Origin of the sequence: Rhizobium rhizogenes NBRC 13257 (genome assembly GCF_000696095.1) — a bacterium.
In the GTDB taxonomy this organism is placed as follows: domain Bacteria; phylum Pseudomonadota; class Alphaproteobacteria; order Rhizobiales; family Rhizobiaceae; genus Rhizobium; species Rhizobium rhizogenes.
Genome location: NZ_BAYX01000011.1, coordinates 126,357 through 145,764, shown reverse-complemented (window position 1 = coordinate 145,764; position 19,408 = coordinate 126,357). Strand labels below are relative to the sequence as shown.

Genomic DNA, 19,408 nt, shown 5'->3' with positions numbered 1-19,408 from the left:
CGCCTCAATCTTTCAGTCCGTATTGCTCGAGCGCCTCGCGGCATCCCGCATCCCCAGATTTTCAGGCGCGGACGATACGGATAGTTGATGACGGACGAAAGCCCATCTTATAGGTTCCGCTTCGACGAGACCCATAAGGGAGGAAACCCATGCTGAAGACCCTGTTGATGACCGGAGCCGCTGGTGGTGTCGGCCAGGCACTGAGACCGCTTCTTTCAGAGATCGCCGAAAACGTCGTGCTTTCCGACATTGTTGCGGTGGACGACCTGCGCCCGAACGAGCGTTTCATTGCCTGCGATCTTGCCGACCGCAGCGGCGTCGATGCGCTGGTCCAGGGTGTCGACGGCATCATTCATCTTGGCGGTGTTTCCACCGAGAAAGCCTTCGATCTGATCCTGCAGGGCAATATCATCGGGCTCTACAATCTCTACGAGGCGGCCCGCCAAGCCGGCATGCCGCGTATCATCTTTGCCAGCTCCAACCATACGATCGGCTACTACCGCCGCGACGAGCGCATCGACAGCACCGTGCCGACGCGCCCGGATTCGCTCTACGGCGTCTCGAAAGTCTATGGCGAAGCGGTGGCGAGCCTATATTTCGATAAATTCGGACAGGAGACGCTATCGGTGCGGATCGGCTCGTGCTTTCCCGAGCCGCGCAATCCGCGCATGCTCGCGACATGGTTCAGCGTTCGCGATTTTCTGTCGCTCTGCGGCCGCGCCTTTGAGACATCCCGCCTCGGGCACACGATCGTCTATGGCGCCTCCAACAATGACGAGCAATGGTGGGACAACCGCAACGCCGCATTCCTCGGCTGGAAGCCGCAGGACAGCGCCGCGGCTTGGCGCGAGCAGATATTGGCAAACACCGCTCCTGAAGACCCGACCGATCCGGCCGTCATCTATCAGGGCGGCGGCTTTGCGGCAGCGGGGCACCCGGAGGATTGAGGGGCTAGAAAACCTCAATCAACGTTGCGGAACAGCTTCCAGCGCGTCGGCTTGAAGGCGATGCGGTTGCGGTCAAGCGCGTCGGCCTTGTCCGGCGACAGCTCGATTTCGATGGTTTCGTGCTGCGCGCCGATGTTCATTTCGATATGGCGGGTGCCGGCAACGCGGCGGCTGGAGGTCAGCAGACCGGCGATACAGCCGCCGTCGCCCTCATGCAGCTCGATATCGTGCGGGCGAAAATAGAGATAGGCCTCGCCGTCGGGCTCGTGCGGGGTGCTCAAGCCTAGCGGACGATCCTCGAACCAGATCTCGCCATTGGTGACGCGCACCTTCACACGGTTGGACTGGCCGATGAAGCCGTAGACGAAGGGCGAATTGGGCGTGTCGTAGATCTCGTCCGGCGTGCCCACCTGCTCGATCGCGCCCTTGTTGAGCACGACGACGCGGTCGGCCAGTTCCAGCGCCTCTTCCTGATCGTGGGTCACGAAAACAGTAGTGTGCCCGGTCCGGTCGTGGATCTCGCGCAGCCATTTGCGCAGATCCTTGCGCACCTGCGCGTCGAGTGCGCCGAAAGGCTCGTCGAGAAGCAGCACGTTCGGTTCGACCGCCATGGCGCGGGCAAGCGCGACGCGCTGCCGCTGGCCGCCGGACAATTGCGCCGGATAGCGCTTCTCGAGGCCGTTGAGCTGCACCAGTTCCAGCAGTTCGACGGCGCGGCGATGGATTTCGGCGCGAGGAGGACGGCGCGATGCCGAACGGACCTTCAGACCGAAGCCGATATTGTCCAGCACCGTCATATGGCGGAACAGCGCATAGTGCTGAAACACGAAGCCGATATTGCGCTGCTGCACTGTCTTCCTCGATGCGTCTTCATCGCCGAAGAAGATCTGGCCCTCGGTCGGCGATTCCAATCCGGCAATCAGACGCAAAAGCGTCGTCTTGCCCGAGCCGGAAGGGCCGAGCAGCGCGATCAATTCACTGGAGCGGATATCCAGCGAGACATCATGCAGCGCCGGAAAGCGGCCGAATTCCTTGCGGAGGTTTTGAACGCGAACTTCCATTAACAATTCCCTCAGTGACGCCGGCTGCCTGCGATCTCATCGCTATAGCGCAATTCCAGCAGCGTCTTCAGTACAAGTGTGACAAGGGCGAGCAGGGCGAGAAGCGTGGCTACCGCGAAGGCCCCCGAGAAATTATATTCGTTATAGAGAATTTCGACCTGCAGCGGCATGGTGTTGGTTTCGCCGCGGATATGGCCGGAAACGACCGACACGGCGCCGAACTCACCCATGGCACGGGCATTACAGAGCAATACGCCGTAAAGCAGACCCCATTTGATGTTGGGCAGCGTCACATGCCAGAAGGTCTGCCAGCCATTGGCCCCAAGCGACAGGGCCGCCTCCTCGTCCGCATTTCCCTGTTCCTGCATCAGCGGGATCAATTCACGGGCAACGAAGGGGAAGGTGACGAACATCGTCGCCAGCACCAGACCGGGAACCGCAAACAGAATCTGGATGCCATGGCTCTGGAGCCAGGGGCCGAGCGTGCTGTTCGAGCTGAACAGCAGCACGAAGACCAGGCCCGAGATAACCGGCGACACGGAGAACGGCAGATCGATCAGCGTTGTCAGGAACGCCTTGCCCTTGAATTCGAACTTGGCGATCGCCCAGGCGGCGGCGACACCGCAGACCAGATTGAGCGGTACGCTGATGCCGGCGACGATCAAGGACAGCCGGATAGCGGCGAAGGTCTCTTCGTCCACCAAGGAGCTGAAGAACTGTTCGACCCCCTTGCGGAAGGCCTCGACGAAGACGGCGGCGAGCGGCATCAGCACCATCAGCGTCAGGAAGGCAAGCGTGATAGCAACGAAAATCCAGCGCGCGAACCGGCTCTCGGTGATGACCGAATGAACCGCGTCGGCAGAGGAGGGGGCGTCATGCGCCATAGCCGTATCTCCTTCTGCTCCAGGATTGAATGAGATTGATGATCAGCAACATGATGAAGGAAATGATCAGCATCATCGTTGCGATCGCTGTGGCCGCAGCGTAATTATACTCCTCGAGCTTGATAACGATGAGCAATGGTGCGATTTCCGAGACATAGGGTCTGTTGCCGGCGATGAAGATCACTGAGCCGTATTCGCCGGCCGCACGGGCAAAAGCGAGCGCAAAGCCGGTGAGGGCGGCCGGCGCGAGGCCCGGCAGCAGGACGCGGGTGATCGTCTGGAAGCGGCTGGCGCCGAGCGTTGCCGCGGCCTCTTCGACTTCGCGGTCGATCTCTTCCATGACCGGCTGCGCCGTCCGCACCACGAAGGGCAGGCCGACGAAGATCAGTGCGATGACGATGCCGATGGGTGTGAAGGCGATCTTGATGCCGAGTGGTGCCAGAAACTGCCCGATCCAGCCGTTCGGCGCATAAAGCGTCGTCAGCGCGATACCGGCAACGGCGGTCGGCAGCGCGAAGGGCAGGTCGACCATGGCGTCGATGATGCGCTTGCCGGGAAAGCGGTAGCGCACTAGGACCCATGCCATGATCAGCCCGAAGACGGCATTGACGATCGCCGCGATGAAGGCGCCGCCAAAGCTCATGCGCAAGGCATTGAGCGTGCGCTGATCAAGTGCAATGGCCCAGAATTGGGACCAGCCGAGAGAACTGCTCTTCCACAGCAATCCCGAGAGCGGGATGAGAACGATCAGGATGAGCCAAGTCAAGGTAACGCCGAGCGCCAATCCGAATCCCGGAATGACACTCGGCTGCCGAAACCGCCACCGTTTGCGGGTTATTGCATGCATTCAGAATTATTGTCCCGGCTTGTAAATCTGGTCGAAGACACCGCCATCGGCGAAGAACTTCGGCTGAGCTTGAGACCATCCACCAAAATCGTCAATGGTTGCAAGCTTCAAAGCGGGGAACCGTGCAATATCCTTGGGATCGGCTGCTTCCGGCTTGATCGGCCGGTAGTAATGCTTGGCCGCGATCTTCTGGCCCTCGTCGGAATAGAGGTAGTTGAGGTAAGCCTCTGCTTCCTTGCGGGTGCCCTTGGTATCGACATTGCCGTCAACGACGGCGACCGGCGGATCGGCACGGATCGAAACGGTGGGCGTTACGATCTCGAACTTATCGGGCCCGAGTTCTTCGAGCGACAGATAGGCCTCGTTTTCCCAGGCAAGCAGAACGTCGCCGAGGCCGCGCTGGACGAAGGTCGTGGTCGCGCCGCGGGCACCGGTATCAAGCACCGGCACATGCTTCAGAAGCTGGGCGACATAGTCCTGCGCCTTGGCGTCATCGCCACCATTGGCCTGCTTGGCCCAGGCCCAGGCCGCCAGGATGTTCCAGCGGGCGCCGCCGGAGGTCTTCGGGTTCGGCGTGATGACTTCGACGCCGTCCTTGACCAGATCCGACCAATCCTTGATGCCCTTCGGATTGCCCTTGCGCACCAGAAATACGATCGTCGACGTGTAGGGAACGCTGTTGTTCGGGAACTTGGTCTTCCAGTCGGCCGGGATCTTTTTCGTGGCCTTGGCGATGGCGTCGATGTCGCCCTCGAGCGCCAGCGTTACGACATCGGCATCAAGACCGTCGATGACCGAGCGAGCCTGCGCACCCGAGCCGCCATGCGACGCCTTGATATTGATGGTTTCACCCGTATCCTTCTTCCACTTGGCGGCGAAGGCTGCGTTGAAGTCCTTGTACAGTTCGCGCGTCGGATCGTACGAAACATTGAGAAGCGTCTTGTCCGCGGCCCATGTCGGCGCTACGGCGCCAGCCAGCGAGAAACTGCCAATGAGAACTGCGGTGGCGAGAAGCCGGGAAAGCTTTATCGTCTGCATGGGTGACCTCCTTCGTTGTTACTTAAACCCTATCAACTTGGTCGTATAAAGTAACGAAGATTGTTCCCGCTTAGCGCGCATACATAGAACGGAATCCCATATAATCAAGGAATGTGAAATCACATTCCTGCGCTTTGACTGCGGCTGACAGCTAGCAAGCTATCAAATCGAGTCAGACATGAAAACCGAGTAGAGTTCGTCGGCGGTTTTTGCCTGTCGCATGGCCGGCAGCACACCTTCCGCTCTGAGCCGCCTGGCGATGGCAGCGAGCACGTTCAGATACTCGCTGCGGCCGTTTTCGCCAAAGAGCAGCACGAAGGCCAGATCCGTCGGCACATCATCGATCGCCTGGAAGTCGACCGGTTGACCGAAACGAACCATCAATCCGCGCGGGCGCGTCATTCCGGCAATCGCCGCATGCGGAACGGCGATGCCGTTACCGATCCCGGTCGTTCCCAGATTTTCTCGTCCCTCCAATGCCTGCAGGACCGCGTCTTCGTCCAGGCCGAGGCAACTTGCCGCCTTCGACGACAGAAGCTGCAGCGCCCGCCATTTTGTCGGCGCGGAAAGACCGACAAAAACATGTTCGGGCAGGATGATGGTGGAAAGGTCCATGGTCACTCTCGGGCTCGGACATCGATAATTCGAACATGACTTGGCCTCGTCGGTCTCTACGACGAGGCGCTGCCTGGTGCGCAGCCACGGGATCATAGCGTCATTCCGGCTCACGCAGGCGGTAGCCGACGCCGGTCTCCGTGGTGATGTATTGCGGTTGATCCGGAATCTGTTCGATCTTCTGTCTGAGCTGGCGGACATAGACGCGCAGATATTGCACATCCGCCGCTGGTCCCCAGACCTGCTTCAACAGGAACTGATGCGTCAGCACCTTGCCCGCATGCTGCGCCAGCACCCGCAGGATGTCGTATTCCTTCGGTGAGAGCTTTACCTCCTTGCCGTCGACCTTGACGATGCGCTTGACGAGATCAAGCGACAGGCCGCCGGTCTGGAAGATCGCCTTTTCGCCCTGCTGCTGCAGGCGGTGGCGGAGTGCAACGCGGATGCGCGCGGCGAGTTCATTCACGCCGAAAGGCTTTGTGACATAATCGTCGGCGCCGGTTTCAAGCGCCTTGACGATGCCGGCCTCGTCGGTTCGGCTCGAGAGAATAACCACCGGTATCTCCAAGCCATCCTCGCGCCATTCCTGCAGCAGGTCATGGCCGGGCTTGTCGGGCAGGCCGAGGTCGAGAATGATCAGGTCGGGCCGATCTTCTTCCACCGACAGTTTTGCTGCTGCGGCATTCGGGGCCTCATTGACCAGATAGCCCTGGGCGCTCAGGCCGACACGCAGCAATTTGCGGATCGGCGGCTCGTCATCGACAACGAGTATCTTGACGGCTGTCGTGTTCATTTCAATTCATCCAGCTTGGGGAGATCTGTTGGTTTCGGCAGGCGAATGGTGAAGACCGCGCCCTGGCGGTCCGTGCGGTTGCCCGCGGTAATCGTACCGGCCATGGCCTCGATGAAGCCGCGGCAGATGGAAAGGCCGAGGCCCGTGCCGGCCCGCACCTGATCGCCCTTGCGGACGCGATAGAAGGTGTCGAAGACGCGCTCGAGATCGGCGGGTGGAATACCGGGGCCTTCGTCCATGATCCGAAAGACGACATTGTCGACATCGGCCCAGGCCTCCAGGCGGATGGTGGACTCTTCGGGCGCGTATTTGGCGGCATTGTCGAGCAGGTTGAACAGCACCTGCTCAAAGAGCACGGGATCGACCTTTACCATCGGCAGATCGGCCGGCATCTGTGTCTCGACGCGATGTCGGGCAAGAATTTTCGCGCCACGCCGAAGCGCACTGCCGACGATATCGCCACCGTAGTGGAGAGCATAATTCGGCTCCATTGCGCCGGACTCGATCTTGGTCATGTCGAGCAGATTGGCGATGAAGCGGTTCAGCCGCTCGGACTCGTCGACCACCGTCGATAGCAGATCGACGCGGTCTTCATGCGACATGGTTTCCAGATAGTCGCGCAAGGTGCCGGCAGCCCCGAGAATGGCGGCAAGCGGCGTTTTCAGGTCATGCGAGATCGAGGTCAGCAAGGCTGAACGCAGCCGGTCGGCCTCGACGGCCAGCTTGGCGCGGTCGACATCGGCGACGAGCTGCACGCGCTCGATGGCAAGGGCGGCCTGATCGGCGAGGGCATCGAGAAGCCGCTGCTGCTCCGGCGTCAAAAGCGGCCCGTCACGGCGGTCGCTATCAAGGCCGATGACGCCGACGGCGGTGCGGCCGGTGCGCAACGGCACATAGAGGCGCTTGGCGCCCGGCAGCGTATCGGCACCACGGCCGGCGGCGTGATTGTGCTCCCAGGCCCAGCGCGCGGCGGCGATATCGGCATCGTCGAGCGTATCGTCAGGTGGATAGCCGGCCTTGACCGCAATCGTGCCGTCCTCGGGTAGAAGCAGCACCACGCGCACCTTCAGCATCGAGGCGAGCTGAAAGGCTGTAGCCCAAAGCACGTCGTCGAGCGTGCCTGTGCCGGCGAGTTTCTTCGAGAAAAGATAGAGATCTTCGGTCGTTCGCGCCCGCTGGCGCGCCGATGCCGCCTGGCGCTGCACGGTCGCGGTCAGGTTGCTGGCGATGATGGCGACGCCGAGGAAGAAGAAGAAGGCTAGCACGCTTTCGGGATCGCTGATCGTCAGCGTGTAGCGCGGCGGCAGAAAGAAGAAGTTGAAGGCGAGCGCGCCGAGCAGGCAGGAATAGAGCGCCGGCCGCAAGCCTTGGGTGACGGCGGTCGCCAGCACAGCCATCAGGAATACCAGCGCCAGGTTTCGGACGTCGAGCACTTGATCGAGAATGACGCAGACACCGAGCGCGACGGCGACATAGAGTGTCGCAAGGATATAGCCACGCAACTGGAATGGGGTCGGCGCGGGCGCCGATTTGACGCCGCGGCTCGCCGGCGACGCCTCAGCATCGCTACCGGAGATGACATGAACGCTGATGTCGCCGGCCTTGCGGATCAATTCGTAGGAGACCGAAGCCCTGGACCAATCCCGCCAGGTACCGACCTTCGGCGACCCGATGACGATGTGCGTGACATTGTTGCTGGCGGAATGGCGGAGCAGCTCTTCGGCAACCTCGCGGCCGGGAATGGTGATGGCCTCGCCGCCAAGCTGCTCGGCAAGCCTAAGTGTCGCGGCGATGGTATCACGCTGCGCCTCGGTTAGGCTGATCGCCCGGTTGGTTTCGACATAGACGGCCGCCCAGGGCGCCCGCAGGCGCGAGGCCATGCGGGCGGCATAGCGCACCAGCGACGCGGAACGCGGATGGTGATCGATGGAGACCAGCACGCGCTCGCCCGCAGCCCAAGGACCGGGTATCGCATGCGCCTGCATATGGGTCAGAAGCTGGTCGTCGACCCGCTGCGCCGTGCGTCGCAGCGCCAGTTCGCGCAGCGCCGTCAGATTGCCGGGGGTGAAATAGTTGGTCAGCGCTCGCTCGGCCGTCCGCGACACATAGACCTTGCCGTCGTGCAGGCGCTTGATCAGGTCGTCGGGTGTCAGGTCGATGATCTCGACATCGTCGGCCAAATCGATGATCGAATCCGGCACGGTTTCACGGACGCGGACGCGGGTGATCTGCGACACGACATCGTTCAGGCTTTCGACATGCTGGATGTTCAGCGTCGTATAGACGTCGATGCCGCGATCGAGCAGCTCCTTGACGTCGAGATAGCGCTTTGGATGGCGGCTGCCATGAGCATTGGAATGGGCGAGTTCATCGACGAGCACGAGGCCAGGCCCGCGTTTGAGAATGGCATCGAGGTCCATCTCGTCGAGTGCGCGGCCCTTGTAGTCGACATTGACGCGGGGAACGATCTCGTAGCCTTCGAGCAAGGCCTGCGTCTCGCGCCGGCCGTGGGTCTCGACTACGCCAACGACGACATCGACACCGTCGGCAATCTTGGCCTTGCCGGAAAGCAGCATTTCGTAGGTCTTGCCGACGCCGGGCGCCGCACCCAGAAAGATCTTCAGACGGCCACGCGTTTCCTGCCGTGCCTTCTCCAGAAGCGCGTCGGGAGAGGGCCTGTTCAGCGTGTCGCGGCTATCATCTGGCATCGATCGGTCTTTCTCGACGGGCGATGGTCGAGGCAGTGATGGCCGCCTCAACCTCTTGGTCTTATTGAGTCATAGAAGCATCCAACGCCTGGTTCAATGCCAGGACGTTGACGACGGGCTCGCCGAAAACACCGAGTTCGCGAGGCTCGACGGCAGCGTCGACGATCGCGCGGAGCTTGGCCTCATCCAGGCCGCGCGCCTTGGCGACGCGCGGGATCTGGAAATAGGCATCCTCCGGCGAGATATGCGGATCGAGGCCGCTGCCGGACGTCGTGACCAGATCGATCGGAACCGGCGCATTCGGGTTCTGCGCCTGCAACGTTGCGACATCGCCCTTGATACGGGTCATCAGGCTCGAACTGGTCGGACCGAGATTGGAGCCCATGGAATTGGAGGCGTTGTAGGGTGCGGCAACTGTTTTGGTTGCGTCGTTCGGGTCTGCACCTGTCGTCGCCGACGGACGGCCGTGGAAGTAGCGGTCGGCGGTGAAGCTCTGGCCGATGAGGCTGGAGCCGATCACCTTGCCGTCCTTCTCCACGAGGCTGCCGTTTGCCTGATGCGGGAAGAGCGCCTGGGCGATCCCTGTCATGGCAAGCGGATAGGCAAGGCCGGTGACGGCTGTGGTGACCACGATCATGACGATGGCCGGTCGGATTAGTTTCAGCATGGGAAAGACTCCTTAGACCAGGCCGATGGCGGTGATCGCCATATCGATGGCCTTGATGCCGATGAAGGGCACGATAATGCCGCCTAGGCCGTAGATCAGAAGATTGCGGCTGAGCAGGGCACCGGCGCCGATCGGACGATAGCGAACGCCCTTCAGCGACAGCGGGATCAGGGCAATGATGATCAGCGCGTTGAAGATGATGGCGGAAAGGATGGCGCTCTGCGGCGTCGCCAGCCCCATGACGTTCAGCATCTTCAACTGCGGATAGAACGCGATGAACATCGCCGGGATGATGGCGAAATACTTGGCGATGTCGTTGGCGATCGAGAAGGTGGTGAGCGCGCCGCGGGTCATCAGCAATTGCTTGCCGATCTCGACGATCTCAATGAGCTTGGTCGGGTCGCTGTCGAGGTCGACCATGTTGCCGGCCTCGCGGGCGGCCACCGTGCCGGTGTTCATGGCGACGCCAACGTCGGCCTGGGCAAGCGCCGGGGCGTCGTTGGTGCCGTCACCGCACATGGCGACGAGCTTGCCCTTGGCCTGCTCCTCGCGCATCAGCGCCAGCTTCATTTCCGGCGTTGCCTGGGCGAGGAAATCGTCCACGCCGGCTTCCGCGGCGATGGCTGCGGCTGTCAGCGGGTTGTCGCCAGTGATCATCACCGTGCGGATGCCCATGCGGCGCAGTTCGGCGAAACGCTCGCGGATCCCGCCCTTGACGATGTCCTTGAGCTGGATGACGCCAAGCAGGCGACCGTCGCGGGCAACGGCAAGCGGCGTGCCGCCGGCCTTGGAGATTTCGTCCGAAATCGCTTGCAGTTCGCGGACGGTCTCGCTGCTGGTGCGCGAGATCACCGTCGCGCCGGTGCTGGAGGCAGTAGCGGCGCTGCCGTTGACATAGGCCAACACCGCGTCCACTGCGCCCTTGCGGATAGACGAGCCTTCGACATCGACGCCACTCATGCGGGTCTGGGCAGTGAAGGGCACGAAAGTGGCCTTCAGGCTGGTCATGTCGCGGCCACGGATCGCATATTTTTCCTTAGCGAGCACGACAATGGAGCGTCCCTCGGGCGTTTCGTCGGCGAGCGAGGCGAGCTGTGCCGCATCGGCCAGATCCTGCTCCGTCACGCCCTTGACCGGGCGGAAGGAGGTGGCCTGGCGGTTGCCGAGGGTAATCGTGCCGGTCTTGTCGAGCAGCAGCGTGTCGACGTCGCCGGCAGCTTCGACGGCACGACCAGACATGGCGAGCACGTTGAAGCGTACCAGGCGGTCCATGCCGGCGATACCGATGGCCGACAGCAACGCGCCGATGGTGGTCGGGATCAGCGTTACGAATAGAGCGACGAGGACGACGGTCGGGATCGAGCCGCCGGCGTAAGCTGCAAAGCTCGGGATGGTCACCGTGGCGAGCACGAAGATCAGCGTCATGCCGGCGAGCAGGATGTTGAGCGCGATCTCGTTCGGGGTCTTCTGACGCTCCGCGCCTTCGACGAGCGCGATCATGCGATCGATGAAGGTCGAGCCGGCAGCGGCCGTGATGCGAACGCGGATCTCATCGGAGAGCACCTGCGTGCCGCCGGTGACAGCCGAGCGGTCGCCGCCGGATTCGCGGATGACCGGGGCAGATTCACCGGTGATCGCCGCTTCGTTGACCGAGGCCACGCCTTCGATGACTTCGCCATCGGAGGGGATGATGTCGCCGGCTTCGACCAGCACGACATCGCCGACTTTCAGGCTGGTACCGGGCACCATCTTATAATCGGTGCGGCTATTGCCGGAGAGAAGCTTTGCCTGGGTCTCGGTGCGCGATTTGCGCAGCGACTCGGCTTGCGCCTTGCCGCGGCCCTCAGCAACGGCTTCGGCGAAGTTGGCAAACAGCACGGTGAACCAGAGCCAGATATTGATCTGGAGGGAGAAGCCGAGATTGCCGCCGCCGGTCAGGAGATCGCGCAGGAAGAGCACGGTGGTCAGCGCCGAGACGACGGCGACCACGAACATGACGGGGTTCTTGGCAAGCGTCCGCGGGTTCAGCTTTTGGAAAGCGGCGCCCACGGCCGGAACGAGGATGCGAGAATCCAAAATACTCGCGGATTTTAACTGGCTCATAAGAGACTCCAGCGTGAAGAGGGAAACGGCAGACCGGGATTGCCCGGTCAGCCAAGTAAGAAACCGAAGACCACAAGGCCAAGGAGCAGCGTGACCATCGCCACCAAAATGGCATCGGAAGCGCAGGCCGTTCGGGCCGGGCCACGCCCCCTGTCTGAGGGGCGTGGATCGATGAGCTTTCGAAGCCTGGGCATGAGTGGCTGCGTCATTGCTATGTTCCTCAGAAGGCCTGGCCGGCGATCATCGACAGATGCTCGACGATGGGGCCGAGCGCGAGCGCCGGGAAGAAGGTCAGGCCGCCGACGATCAGGATCGTGCCCACCAGTAGGCCTACGAACAGCGGACCATCCGTTGGGAAGGTGCCGGCCGAAGCGGGAACCGTCTTCTTGGCGATCAGCGAACCGGCAATGGCGAGCGCGGGAACGATGACCAGGAAGCGGCCGATCAGCATGACGACACCAAGCGTGATGTTGTACCAGGTCGTGTTGGCGGAGAGACCGGCGAAGGCCGAGCCGTTATTCGCCGCCGCTGAGCTGTAGGCGTAGAGGATTTCCGAGAAGCCATGCGGGCCTGGATTGCCAATCGAGGCAACTGCGCTGGGCAGAACAACGGAGATCGCCGTAAAGATTAACATGCCGGCCGGCAGGCAAAGTACGGCGAGCATCGCCATCTTCACTTCCTTGGCCTCGATCTTCTTGCCGAGATATTCCGGTGTACGCCCGACCATCAGGCCGGCGACGAAGATGGCAATGATGACGAACATCAGGATGCCGTAGAAACCGGCGCCGACACCGCCGACGATGACTTCGCCGAGCTGCAGGTTGATCAACGGGATCATGCCGCCAATCGCCGTGAAGCTGCCGAGCATGCCGTTGACCGCGCCGCAGGAGGCCGCCGTGGTGATGACCGCGAAGAGCGACGACATGGTGATGCCGAAGCGGACTTCCTTGCCTTCCATATTGCCGCCCTGGACGCCGAGCGCATGCACCAGCGGATTGCCGGCAGCTTCAGCCCAATAGGTGACGATGACACCGGCGATGAAGAGCGTACCCATCGCGGCGAGGATGGCCCAGCCCTGACGCTGGTTGCCGACCATGCGTCCGAAGACGTTGGTGAGTGCTGCGCCGATGGCAAAGATCGCCAGCATCTGGATCAGATTGGAGATCGCGTCCGGATTTTCGAAGGGGTGAGCGGAGTTGGCGTTGAAGAAGCCGCCGCCATTGGTGCCGAGCATCTTGATCGCGAGCTGCGAGGCAACCGGGCCGACGGCAATCGTCTGCTGCGCGCCTTCGAGCGTCGTGGCGTTGACATAGGGTCCGAGCGTCTGCGGCACGCCGAGATAGACGAAGACCAATGTCATGACGATGCAGGCAGGTAGCAGGACATAAAGTGTTGCCCGGGTCAGATCGACCCAGAAGTTGCCGATCGCCTTGCCGGAGGCGCGCGAAAAGGCGCGGATCAGCGCGATGGCAAGCGCTATGCCGGTCGCGGCAGAGACGAAATTCTGGACGGTGAAGCCGGCCATCTGCACGAGATAGGACATCGTGCTTTCGCCGCCGTAGTTCTGCCAGTTGGTGTTGGTCACGAAGCTGGCGGCGTTGTTGAACGAAAGCTCAGGGCCGATCGAGGACATGCCCGCGGGATTGTAGGGCAGGCTCGCCTGGAACCGCTGAAGGAAATAGAGCATTAGGAAGCCGGCGAGGCTGAACAGCAGCATGGAGATCGAATAGGTCGTCCAGTGCTGCTCCTCGCGCTCATCCGTTCCCGCAATGCGATAAAGCCCCCGTTCCAGCGGACCGAGGACGTAGGAGAGAAGTGTGCGCTCGCCCGTGAAGACACGCGTCATGTAACCGCCGAGCGGTTTGACGAGCAAAAGAAGGATCCCGATATAGATCAGGATCTGAAGCCATCCATTGAAGGTCATGGGGGTAACTTTCCCTATCTGGCGCTAAAAATTAAAAGCGCTCAGGGCGAATGAGGGCGTAGATCAGGTAGGCGGTGAGGAAGATAGTCACGCCGCCGCCGAGAATATAATCCAGGAGCATTGGTGTCTCTCCGACTAGAGGCTATCGCAGGCTTTGGTATAAGCGATGCACAGAATGAAAAATAAAACGCCGATCCCGATAAGAAGAATGTCCATCATCGATCGTTGATCCTTGATTGTTCTTGTGGAACACCGAAATGGACCGAAGGCACCTTCAAAGAAGGCGCCTTTCGTTTCTTCCCGGCATGGAGATCATCCTTTAGATATCTCTAATGTCAATATGCGCCCAAACCGCATTAAGGTTCGAGACGGCGGGAAGAGGAAAGATATAAAAATCTTATAAATGCCGGCCGTGCGGAGAGAGCTATCGCCGATAGCCGGCTTGGCTCTATCCATGGTTTCTCTCCTGCAAGCGACACCGTCATCCAGATTTCGCCATTCGAATCAGATCAATGCGCCGGATCGACAATAACGAGACGGAAAATTGATGACGTCGAACGAAAGCGACCGGAGCCTTATCGAAACGATGAGACGGTACTTTGTGGTGAAAGCCGATGTGAGCGAATTGAAAGCGCGCCTGGAAACGGCAAGGCGCGAGGCCGGTGAGGATATTGAGACCTTTTACAATCCACGCACCAACCCCAATCACGCGATCGATATCCTGCGATCGCATGTATTGAAAAAGGAAATGGTCTCCTTGATGCAGCAGGCGGAAGCCTGGGCGGGGGGAGCGGACGTGGCCCAGGACTTTGGCCAGAATTCTGACGCGATCCAGGACGCCGACATTGTGAGCGCCGAGTAACTCGCAGTCAGCCGGGCCGCAGCAGCCACACGCAGGAGATTAGGCCGCCAGACGCGAAATCAATCTGTATCCATCGATGGTCTTGTTAAATCAAAAATGCTGATATAAATGAAGGTAATTGATGGGGCACGCAGGAAACGATGAAACGCGGCTTTCTAACGATCTATGCCGGTGAGAATGCTGCGGCGTTGCGAGCGCTCTCCGTGCCTGCGCGCGTGGATATGCTCAGGTTGTTGTGCTCCAAAGGCCCGCTGAATGTGAATGAAATCGCGCGGGCCTTGGACCTACCGCAGTCGACGGTTGCGACCGGAATCATGATTCTGGAAGAGGCTGGCCTGGTCGAAACCAAGGCTGCAAAAGCCCGCAAGGGATACCAGAAGATCTGCTCCGCGCTTTATGACGAGATCCTTGTCAGTTTCGAGGATCCCGCCTTGAAGCACGACGAAGACGTGATCGAAGTGGCGATGCCGATCGGTCTCTATACGAGCTGCGAGACCCATGCGCCGTGTGGGCTTTGCTCCACCGAGGGTGTGATCGGTCTGCTCGATGTTCCCGACTATTTCCTTGATCCCCAGCGCATGCAGGCCGGTTTGCTGTGGTTCGGACGTGGGCATGTGGAATATAAATTCCCCAACAACGCCAAGATCTTAAACAAAAACGTCAACGCCATTGAGTTCTCGATGGAGCTGTCTTCCGAAGTTCCCGGAACCAATCCCGACTGGCCCTCCGACATCACCATCTGGGTCAACGGCGTTGCCGTCGGCATGTGGACGTCGCCGGGTGATTACGGCGACAAGCGTGGCGCTTTCACGCCGGGCTGGTGGAAGCTCGAAGGCTCCCAATACGGCAAGCTCAAGACCTGGCGGATCTCGAAAAAGGGCACATTCATCGACGGCATCGCCGCCTCGGATGTCACCATCGATGACCTTGCCATCAGCCAACATTCCTCGATCCGGCTCCGGATCGGCATTGCCGATGATGCCCGCCATACCGGCGGGGTGAACATATTCGGCCGCGGTTTTGGCAATTACGGCCGCGATATCCTGATGCGGATTGATCTCTCGTAAATTCAAATCACAAATTGTGATATATAGTCGGCATTCCTATAGAATGACGGTCTATGGTCGATTTCGCATAATCCATTGAATTTACTGAATTTTGTCTATATTTTTTGCAGTGCGAGACGATTTTTTAGCTTGGATGGCGTATAAATTGGCGTTGACGGCTTGCCAAAAGTGTATCAGCATCTAGGTATAAGAACGAAATATCTGATACATATACGGGAGGATAGCAGTGAAGGCGCAAGTGGTCATCCATCGCGATTTCCGGATTGCCGATATCGACGATCGGCTCTACAGCTCGTTTCTGGAGCATCTGGGCAGGGCGATCTACGGGGGCATCTATGAGCCCGGCCATCCGACTGCGGATGCGCACGGGTTTCGTCAGGACGTTATCGAACTGGTCCGCGAGCTGAATTCGCCTTACTGCCGCTATCCCGGCGGCAATTTCGTATCCGCCTACAATTGGGAAGACGGGGTGGGGCCTCGTTCCGAGCGTCCTGTGCGTCTTGATCTTGCCTGGCGTACCCGCGAGAGCAATCAGATCGGCGTCAACGAGTTCGTCGACTGGTGCAAGAAGGCCAATACCAAGCCGATGCTGGCCGTTAATCTGGGCTCGCGCGGCCTTGATGACGCACGCAACTTCCTTGAATATTGCAATCATCCAGGCGGCACCTATTGGTCGGACCTGCGCCGTAAGCATGGCTGGGCCGATCCCCATGGCGTGAAGCTGTGGTGCCTCGGCAACGAGATGGACGGTCCGTGGCAGGTTGGTCACAAATCGGCTTACGAATATGGTCGGCTGGCCGACGAGACGGCCAAGGCCATGCGCGGCTTCGACAAGTCGCTGGAGCTGGTCGTCTGCGGTTCGTCCAATTCGGAAATGAAGACCTATCCGGATTGGGAAGCGCAGGTTCTGGAACAGTGCTACGACAGCGCCGACCATATCTCGCTGCACATGTACTTCGCCAATCGTGAGAAGAACACGCTCAACTATCTCGCCAAGGCGGAGAAGCTCGATCGCTATATCGGCACGATCGGTGGTGTGATCGACTATATCAAGGCGAAGAAACGCTCGAAGAAGACCATCGGCATTTCCTTCGACGAATGGAACGTCTGGTATCACTCGAACCAGCAGGACAAGGACATCCTTGCGCGCGACGAGTGGCCGGATGCGCCGCACCTCCTCGAAGACGTCTATAATTTCGAGGACGTTCTTCAGGTCGGCGGCATTCTGAACACGTTCATCCGCCGGTCCGATCGGGTCCGCATCGCCTGCATCGCCCAGCTCGTGAATGTGATCGCGCCGATTATGACGGAGGATGGCGGTCCTGCCTGGCGGCAGACCATCTATTATCCGCTCTATTTCGCCTCGAAATACGGCCGCGGCTTTGCGCTTCGGCTGGTCACCGACGGCCCGACCTACGACAGCGACGAGGCCGACGACGTGCCCTATCTCGATGTCTCCGCCGTTCACGACGCCTCGGGGAATACGGTCACCCTGTTTGCCGTGAACCGCCATCTGGACTCGGCACTCGATCTTGACACCAGGCTGGAAGGTTTCCCCGGCGCGCGCGTCATCGAGCAGTACGAGATGGTTCACGAGAAGCTTGAGGCGGTCAACACGGCGTCCCGGCCCAATGCCGTCGTTCCCGCCAAGACGGGTGACGCCAAGATCGAGAATGGCCGGCTTCGCGCTACGCTGAAGCCACTGTCCTATAACGTGATCCGGCTGTCGGTATGACAGCTGGTTGCCGGGACGCGGTAAACGCGTTCCGGTCTGCAATGACGTCCGGCATGTCGCGAGGAGACGATACATGTCGGTACGGTGGTCTGTTGCGAGCCGGTTTGGACATGAATTGCTCAAGGTCCGGCTAACGCAGGGAGTTTGAAAGTCACGGCTTGCCTCACCTTGTTTGGCTCGCCGTCCGATGGATAACTAGGGAGGAGATCATGCAGAAGTGGAAGAAGCTTGCTTTCGGTGTCGCGCTGGCCACGTTCGGTCTGGTCGCGGCGGCCAAGGCACAGGAATATACGACCTTGCCGCGCAAGGAGACCCTGATTGTCGAGAACCCGGAAGGGACGATCAAGAATCCCGGCTGGTTCAATGTCTGGGTCAATGGCGGCGGTGGTGTCTCGACTGGCCTGCAGCAATTGACGATGGATACGCTCTGGTACATCGACCCTGAACAGGGGCTAGGTGGTTCGGCCTGGGACAATTCTCTCGCCGCCGACAAGCCGCAATATAATGACGACTTTACCCAGATGACGGTGAAGCTGCGCAAGGGGCTCTACTGGAGCGACGGCGTCGAGTTCACCGCCGATGACGTGGTCTATACGGTGAAGACCCAGATGGACCATCCAGGCATGAACTGGAGCGCTGCCTTTTCCGTGCAGGTCGCCAGTGTCGAGGCGCCCGACCCCTATACCGTCGTCTTCAAGCTGAAGAAGCCGAATTCGCGGTTCCACGCCATCTTCACCGTACGGTGGAATGGCGCCTGGATCATGCCGAAACATGTCTTTGAAAAAGTCGCCGATCCGGTGCGCTACGATTTCGCCAATCCGGTCTCGCTCGGCGCCTACAAGCTGAAAAGTTTTGATCCACAGGGCAAATGGTACACCTGGGAAAAACGCGATGATTGGCAGCGCACCTCGCTTGCCCGCCTTGGCGAGCCGGGGCCGAAATATGTCACTTACGTGGATCCAGGCCCGCCGGATAAACGCACGATCGCCCAGCTGGAGCACAATCTCGATATTATTCACGATAACACGCCGGAAGGCATGTTCACGCTGAAGGAGAAATCCAAGACGAGTGAGAGCTGGTTCCCGGGCTTCCCCTTCGCCCATCCCGATCCGACGCTGCCGGCGGTGATCTTCAACACGCAGGATCCACTGTTTAAGAACCCCGATGTTCGCTGGGCACTTGCGCTGCTCATCGATATCAAGGCGGTCGACATGGCGAGCTATCGCGGTGCCGCCACGCTCTCAGCGCTTGGCGTTCCGCCGACGGCCATTGCCATGAAGGATTATCAGGCGCCGTTGCAGGATTGGCTTAAAGATTTTGAAGTCGATACCGGCAAGCGCAAGATCAAGCCCTATGACCCGACGATCGGCCAGCAGGTCGCCGATATGCTGCGCAAGCAGCCCAAGTACAAGGATCAGATTCCGACCGATCCGGCGGCCATCAGCACAGCCTTCGGCTATGGCTGGTGGAAGCCCGATCCGCAGGCAGCGGCCGAGCTTCTGGAAAAGGCCGGCTTCAAGAAGGTCGGCGGTAAATGGATGACGCCGGACGGCCAGCCTTTCAAGATCCGCCTGACTGTGGAAGGCGATACGCGCTCGGTCTTCACCCGCGCTGGCACTCTGATCGCCCAGCAATGGGCTGCCTTCGGCATCGACTCCAAGGCTGCTCCGTCCTCCGCCGTCTGGCAGGGGCTGGCAACAGGCGATTTCCAATGCGCGATCGCCTGGAGCGTTGAGACATGGGGCGGCGATCCGGACTTGTCGTTCTTCCTCGAGAGCTGGCATTCGGATTTTGTTGCCAAGAAAGGCGAGAACCAGTCGGCCCGCAACTGGCAGCGCTGGTCCAATCCGGAACTCGACAAGATCATCGAGAGCATCCGTCGGGTGAGTGCTGACGATCCGAAGGGTATCGAGCTTGGCAAGGACTATCTGAAGCTTGTCGCTCGCGAAATGCCGACCATTCCACTGATGTCCTACAACGTGTTCACGTCGATGGATACCACCTACTGGAAAGGCTACCCGACGATCGCCGACCCTTATACCGATCCGGTTCCCAATTGGGCGAATTCCCGGCTGATGATGGTCAAGCTGAAGCCGGCGCAGCCATAAATCCTCCCAACCCTGACGCGGCTCTGTCGCGTCAGGCACCTGTCGCCGG

At 60.2% G+C, this 19,408-nt stretch carries 16 protein-coding genes; 5 read left to right on the top strand and 11 right to left on the bottom strand.

What is annotated here, in order from left to right:
* Positions 1 to 149: 149 nt before the first annotated feature.
* Positions 150 to 947, top strand: a complete 798-nt coding sequence (locus RRH01S_RS23450; protein WP_034516037.1) for an NAD-dependent epimerase/dehydratase family protein — start codon at positions 150 to 152, stop codon at positions 945 to 947.
* A 14-nt stretch (positions 948 to 961) separates the two neighbouring features.
* On the opposite strand, the gene RRH01S_RS23445 is transcribed toward RRH01S_RS23450, so the two are convergent.
* The 11 genes from RRH01S_RS23445 to kdpF form a co-directional block, all read right to left on the bottom strand.
* Positions 962 to 2,008, bottom strand: coding sequence for a sulfate/molybdate ABC transporter ATP-binding protein (locus RRH01S_RS23445; RefSeq protein WP_037219908.1), 1,047 nt, complete (start codon positions 2,006 to 2,008; stop codon positions 962 to 964).
* Positions 2,009 to 2,019: 11 nt separating this feature from the next.
* The gene (gene cysW, locus RRH01S_RS23440; protein WP_034516039.1) at positions 2,020 to 2,892 is read right to left on the bottom strand and encodes a sulfate ABC transporter permease subunit CysW; all 873 of its coding nucleotides are present in this window, start codon (positions 2,890 to 2,892) and stop codon (positions 2,020 to 2,022) included.
* Positions 2,882 to 3,739 (bottom strand): sulfate ABC transporter permease subunit CysT, encoded by an 858-nt coding sequence (gene cysT, locus RRH01S_RS23435; protein WP_007691788.1) that lies wholly within the window; start codon positions 3,737 to 3,739, stop codon positions 2,882 to 2,884. Before cysT ends, cysW begins: the two co-directional genes overlap by 11 nt.
* Positions 3,740 to 3,745: 6 nt before the next feature.
* On the bottom strand, positions 3,746 to 4,777 hold the full coding sequence (locus RRH01S_RS23430; protein ID WP_007691787.1) for a sulfate ABC transporter substrate-binding protein: 1,032 nt from the start codon (positions 4,775 to 4,777) through the stop codon (positions 3,746 to 3,748).
* A gap of 162 nt (positions 4,778 to 4,939) precedes the next feature.
* Positions 4,940 to 5,392, bottom strand: a complete 453-nt coding sequence (locus tag RRH01S_RS23425; protein ID WP_034516041.1) for a PTS sugar transporter subunit IIA — start codon at positions 5,390 to 5,392, stop codon at positions 4,940 to 4,942.
* A gap of 100 nt (positions 5,393 to 5,492) precedes the next feature.
* Positions 5,493 to 6,185: a response regulator transcription factor gene (locus RRH01S_RS23420; RefSeq protein ID WP_007691784.1), complete on the bottom strand. Its 693-nt coding sequence runs from the start codon at positions 6,183 to 6,185 to the stop codon at positions 5,493 to 5,495.
* Positions 6,182 to 8,893, bottom strand: coding sequence for a DUF4118 domain-containing protein (locus RRH01S_RS23415; RefSeq protein ID WP_034516042.1), 2,712 nt, complete (start codon positions 8,891 to 8,893; stop codon positions 6,182 to 6,184). The genes RRH01S_RS23420 and RRH01S_RS23415 overlap by 4 nt, the downstream gene beginning before the upstream one ends.
* 61 nt (positions 8,894 to 8,954) lie before the next feature.
* Positions 8,955 to 9,560, bottom strand: a complete 606-nt coding sequence (locus RRH01S_RS23410) for a K(+)-transporting ATPase subunit C (protein WP_034516044.1) — start codon at positions 9,558 to 9,560, stop codon at positions 8,955 to 8,957.
* Between the two features lie 12 nt (positions 9,561 to 9,572).
* The gene (gene kdpB, locus RRH01S_RS23405) at positions 9,573 to 11,663 is read right to left on the bottom strand and encodes a potassium-transporting ATPase subunit KdpB (RefSeq protein WP_007691778.1); all 2,091 of its coding nucleotides are present in this window, start codon (positions 11,661 to 11,663) and stop codon (positions 9,573 to 9,575) included.
* A gap of 220 nt (positions 11,664 to 11,883) precedes the next feature.
* The gene (gene kdpA, locus RRH01S_RS23400; protein ID WP_037219916.1) at positions 11,884 to 13,587 is read right to left on the bottom strand and encodes a potassium-transporting ATPase subunit KdpA; all 1,704 of its coding nucleotides are present in this window, start codon (positions 13,585 to 13,587) and stop codon (positions 11,884 to 11,886) included.
* A gap of 31 nt (positions 13,588 to 13,618) precedes the next feature.
* Positions 13,619 to 13,708 (bottom strand): K(+)-transporting ATPase subunit F, encoded by a 90-nt coding sequence (kdpF, locus tag RRH01S_RS23395; RefSeq protein ID WP_007691771.1) that lies wholly within the window; start codon positions 13,706 to 13,708, stop codon positions 13,619 to 13,621.
* A 426-nt stretch (positions 13,709 to 14,134) separates the two neighbouring features.
* Here kdpF and RRH01S_RS23390 point away from each other — a divergent pair, with 426 nt between their 5' ends.
* The 4 genes from RRH01S_RS23390 (at position 14,135) to RRH01S_RS23375 (ending at position 19,359) form a co-directional block, all read left to right on the top strand.
* Positions 14,135 to 14,449: a hypothetical protein gene (locus RRH01S_RS23390; protein ID WP_034516046.1), complete on the top strand. Its 315-nt coding sequence runs from the start codon at positions 14,135 to 14,137 to the stop codon at positions 14,447 to 14,449.
* Positions 14,450 to 14,589: 140 nt separating this feature from the next.
* Positions 14,590 to 15,516, top strand: a complete 927-nt coding sequence (locus RRH01S_RS23385; RefSeq protein WP_007691767.1) for an ArsR/SmtB family transcription factor — start codon at positions 14,590 to 14,592, stop codon at positions 15,514 to 15,516.
* 226 nt (positions 15,517 to 15,742) lie between these two features.
* Positions 15,743 to 17,251, top strand: a complete 1,509-nt coding sequence (arfA, locus tag RRH01S_RS23380) for an arabinosylfuranosidase ArfA (RefSeq protein ID WP_042474360.1) — start codon at positions 15,743 to 15,745, stop codon at positions 17,249 to 17,251.
* A 209-nt stretch (positions 17,252 to 17,460) separates the two neighbouring features.
* Positions 17,461 to 19,359 carry an ABC transporter substrate-binding protein gene (locus RRH01S_RS23375; protein WP_034516049.1) on the top strand — a complete coding sequence of 633 codons (1,899 nt, stop codon included), beginning with the start codon at positions 17,461 to 17,463 and terminating at the stop codon, positions 19,357 to 19,359.
* The last annotated feature ends 49 nt before the right edge of the window (positions 19,360 to 19,408 follow it).

Bases quoted from the DNA above. Each gene is read 5' to 3' on its own strand.
- kdpA (WP_037219916.1), bottom strand. From the start codon at position 13,587: ATGACCTTCAATGGATGGCTTCAGATCCTGATCTATATCGGGATCCTT.
- RRH01S_RS23450 (WP_034516037.1), top strand. From the start codon at position 150: ATGCTGAAGACCCTGTTGATGACCGGAGCCGCTGGTGGTGTCGGCCAG.
- RRH01S_RS23415 (WP_034516042.1), bottom strand. From the start codon at position 8,893: ATGCCAGATGATAGCCGCGACACGCTGAACAGGCCCTCTCCCGACGCG.
- cysT (WP_007691788.1), bottom strand. From the start codon at position 3,739: ATGCATGCAATAACCCGCAAACGGTGGCGGTTTCGGCAGCCGAGTGTC.
- RRH01S_RS23420 (WP_007691784.1), bottom strand. From the start codon at position 6,185: ATGAACACGACAGCCGTCAAGATACTCGTTGTCGATGACGAGCCGCCG.
- RRH01S_RS23430 (WP_007691787.1), bottom strand. From the start codon at position 4,777: ATGCAGACGATAAAGCTTTCCCGGCTTCTCGCCACCGCAGTTCTCATT.
- kdpB (WP_007691778.1), bottom strand. From the start codon at position 11,663: ATGAGCCAGTTAAAATCCGCGAGTATTTTGGATTCTCGCATCCTCGTT.
- RRH01S_RS23445 (WP_037219908.1), bottom strand. From the start codon at position 2,008: ATGGAAGTTCGCGTTCAAAACCTCCGCAAGGAATTCGGCCGCTTTCCG.
- RRH01S_RS23425 (WP_034516041.1), bottom strand. From the start codon at position 5,392: ATGGACCTTTCCACCATCATCCTGCCCGAACATGTTTTTGTCGGTCTT.
- kdpF (WP_007691771.1), bottom strand. From the start codon at position 13,708: ATGCTCCTGGATTATATTCTCGGCGGCGGCGTGACTATCTTCCTCACC.
- cysW (WP_034516039.1), bottom strand. From the start codon at position 2,892: ATGGCGCATGACGCCCCCTCCTCTGCCGACGCGGTTCATTCGGTCATC.
- RRH01S_RS23385 (WP_007691767.1), top strand. From the start codon at position 14,590: ATGAAACGCGGCTTTCTAACGATCTATGCCGGTGAGAATGCTGCGGCG.
- RRH01S_RS23375 (WP_034516049.1), top strand. From the start codon at position 17,461: ATGCAGAAGTGGAAGAAGCTTGCTTTCGGTGTCGCGCTGGCCACGTTC.
- RRH01S_RS23410 (WP_034516044.1), bottom strand. From the start codon at position 9,560: ATGCTGAAACTAATCCGACCGGCCATCGTCATGATCGTGGTCACCACA.
- RRH01S_RS23390 (WP_034516046.1), top strand. From the start codon at position 14,135: ATGACGTCGAACGAAAGCGACCGGAGCCTTATCGAAACGATGAGACGG.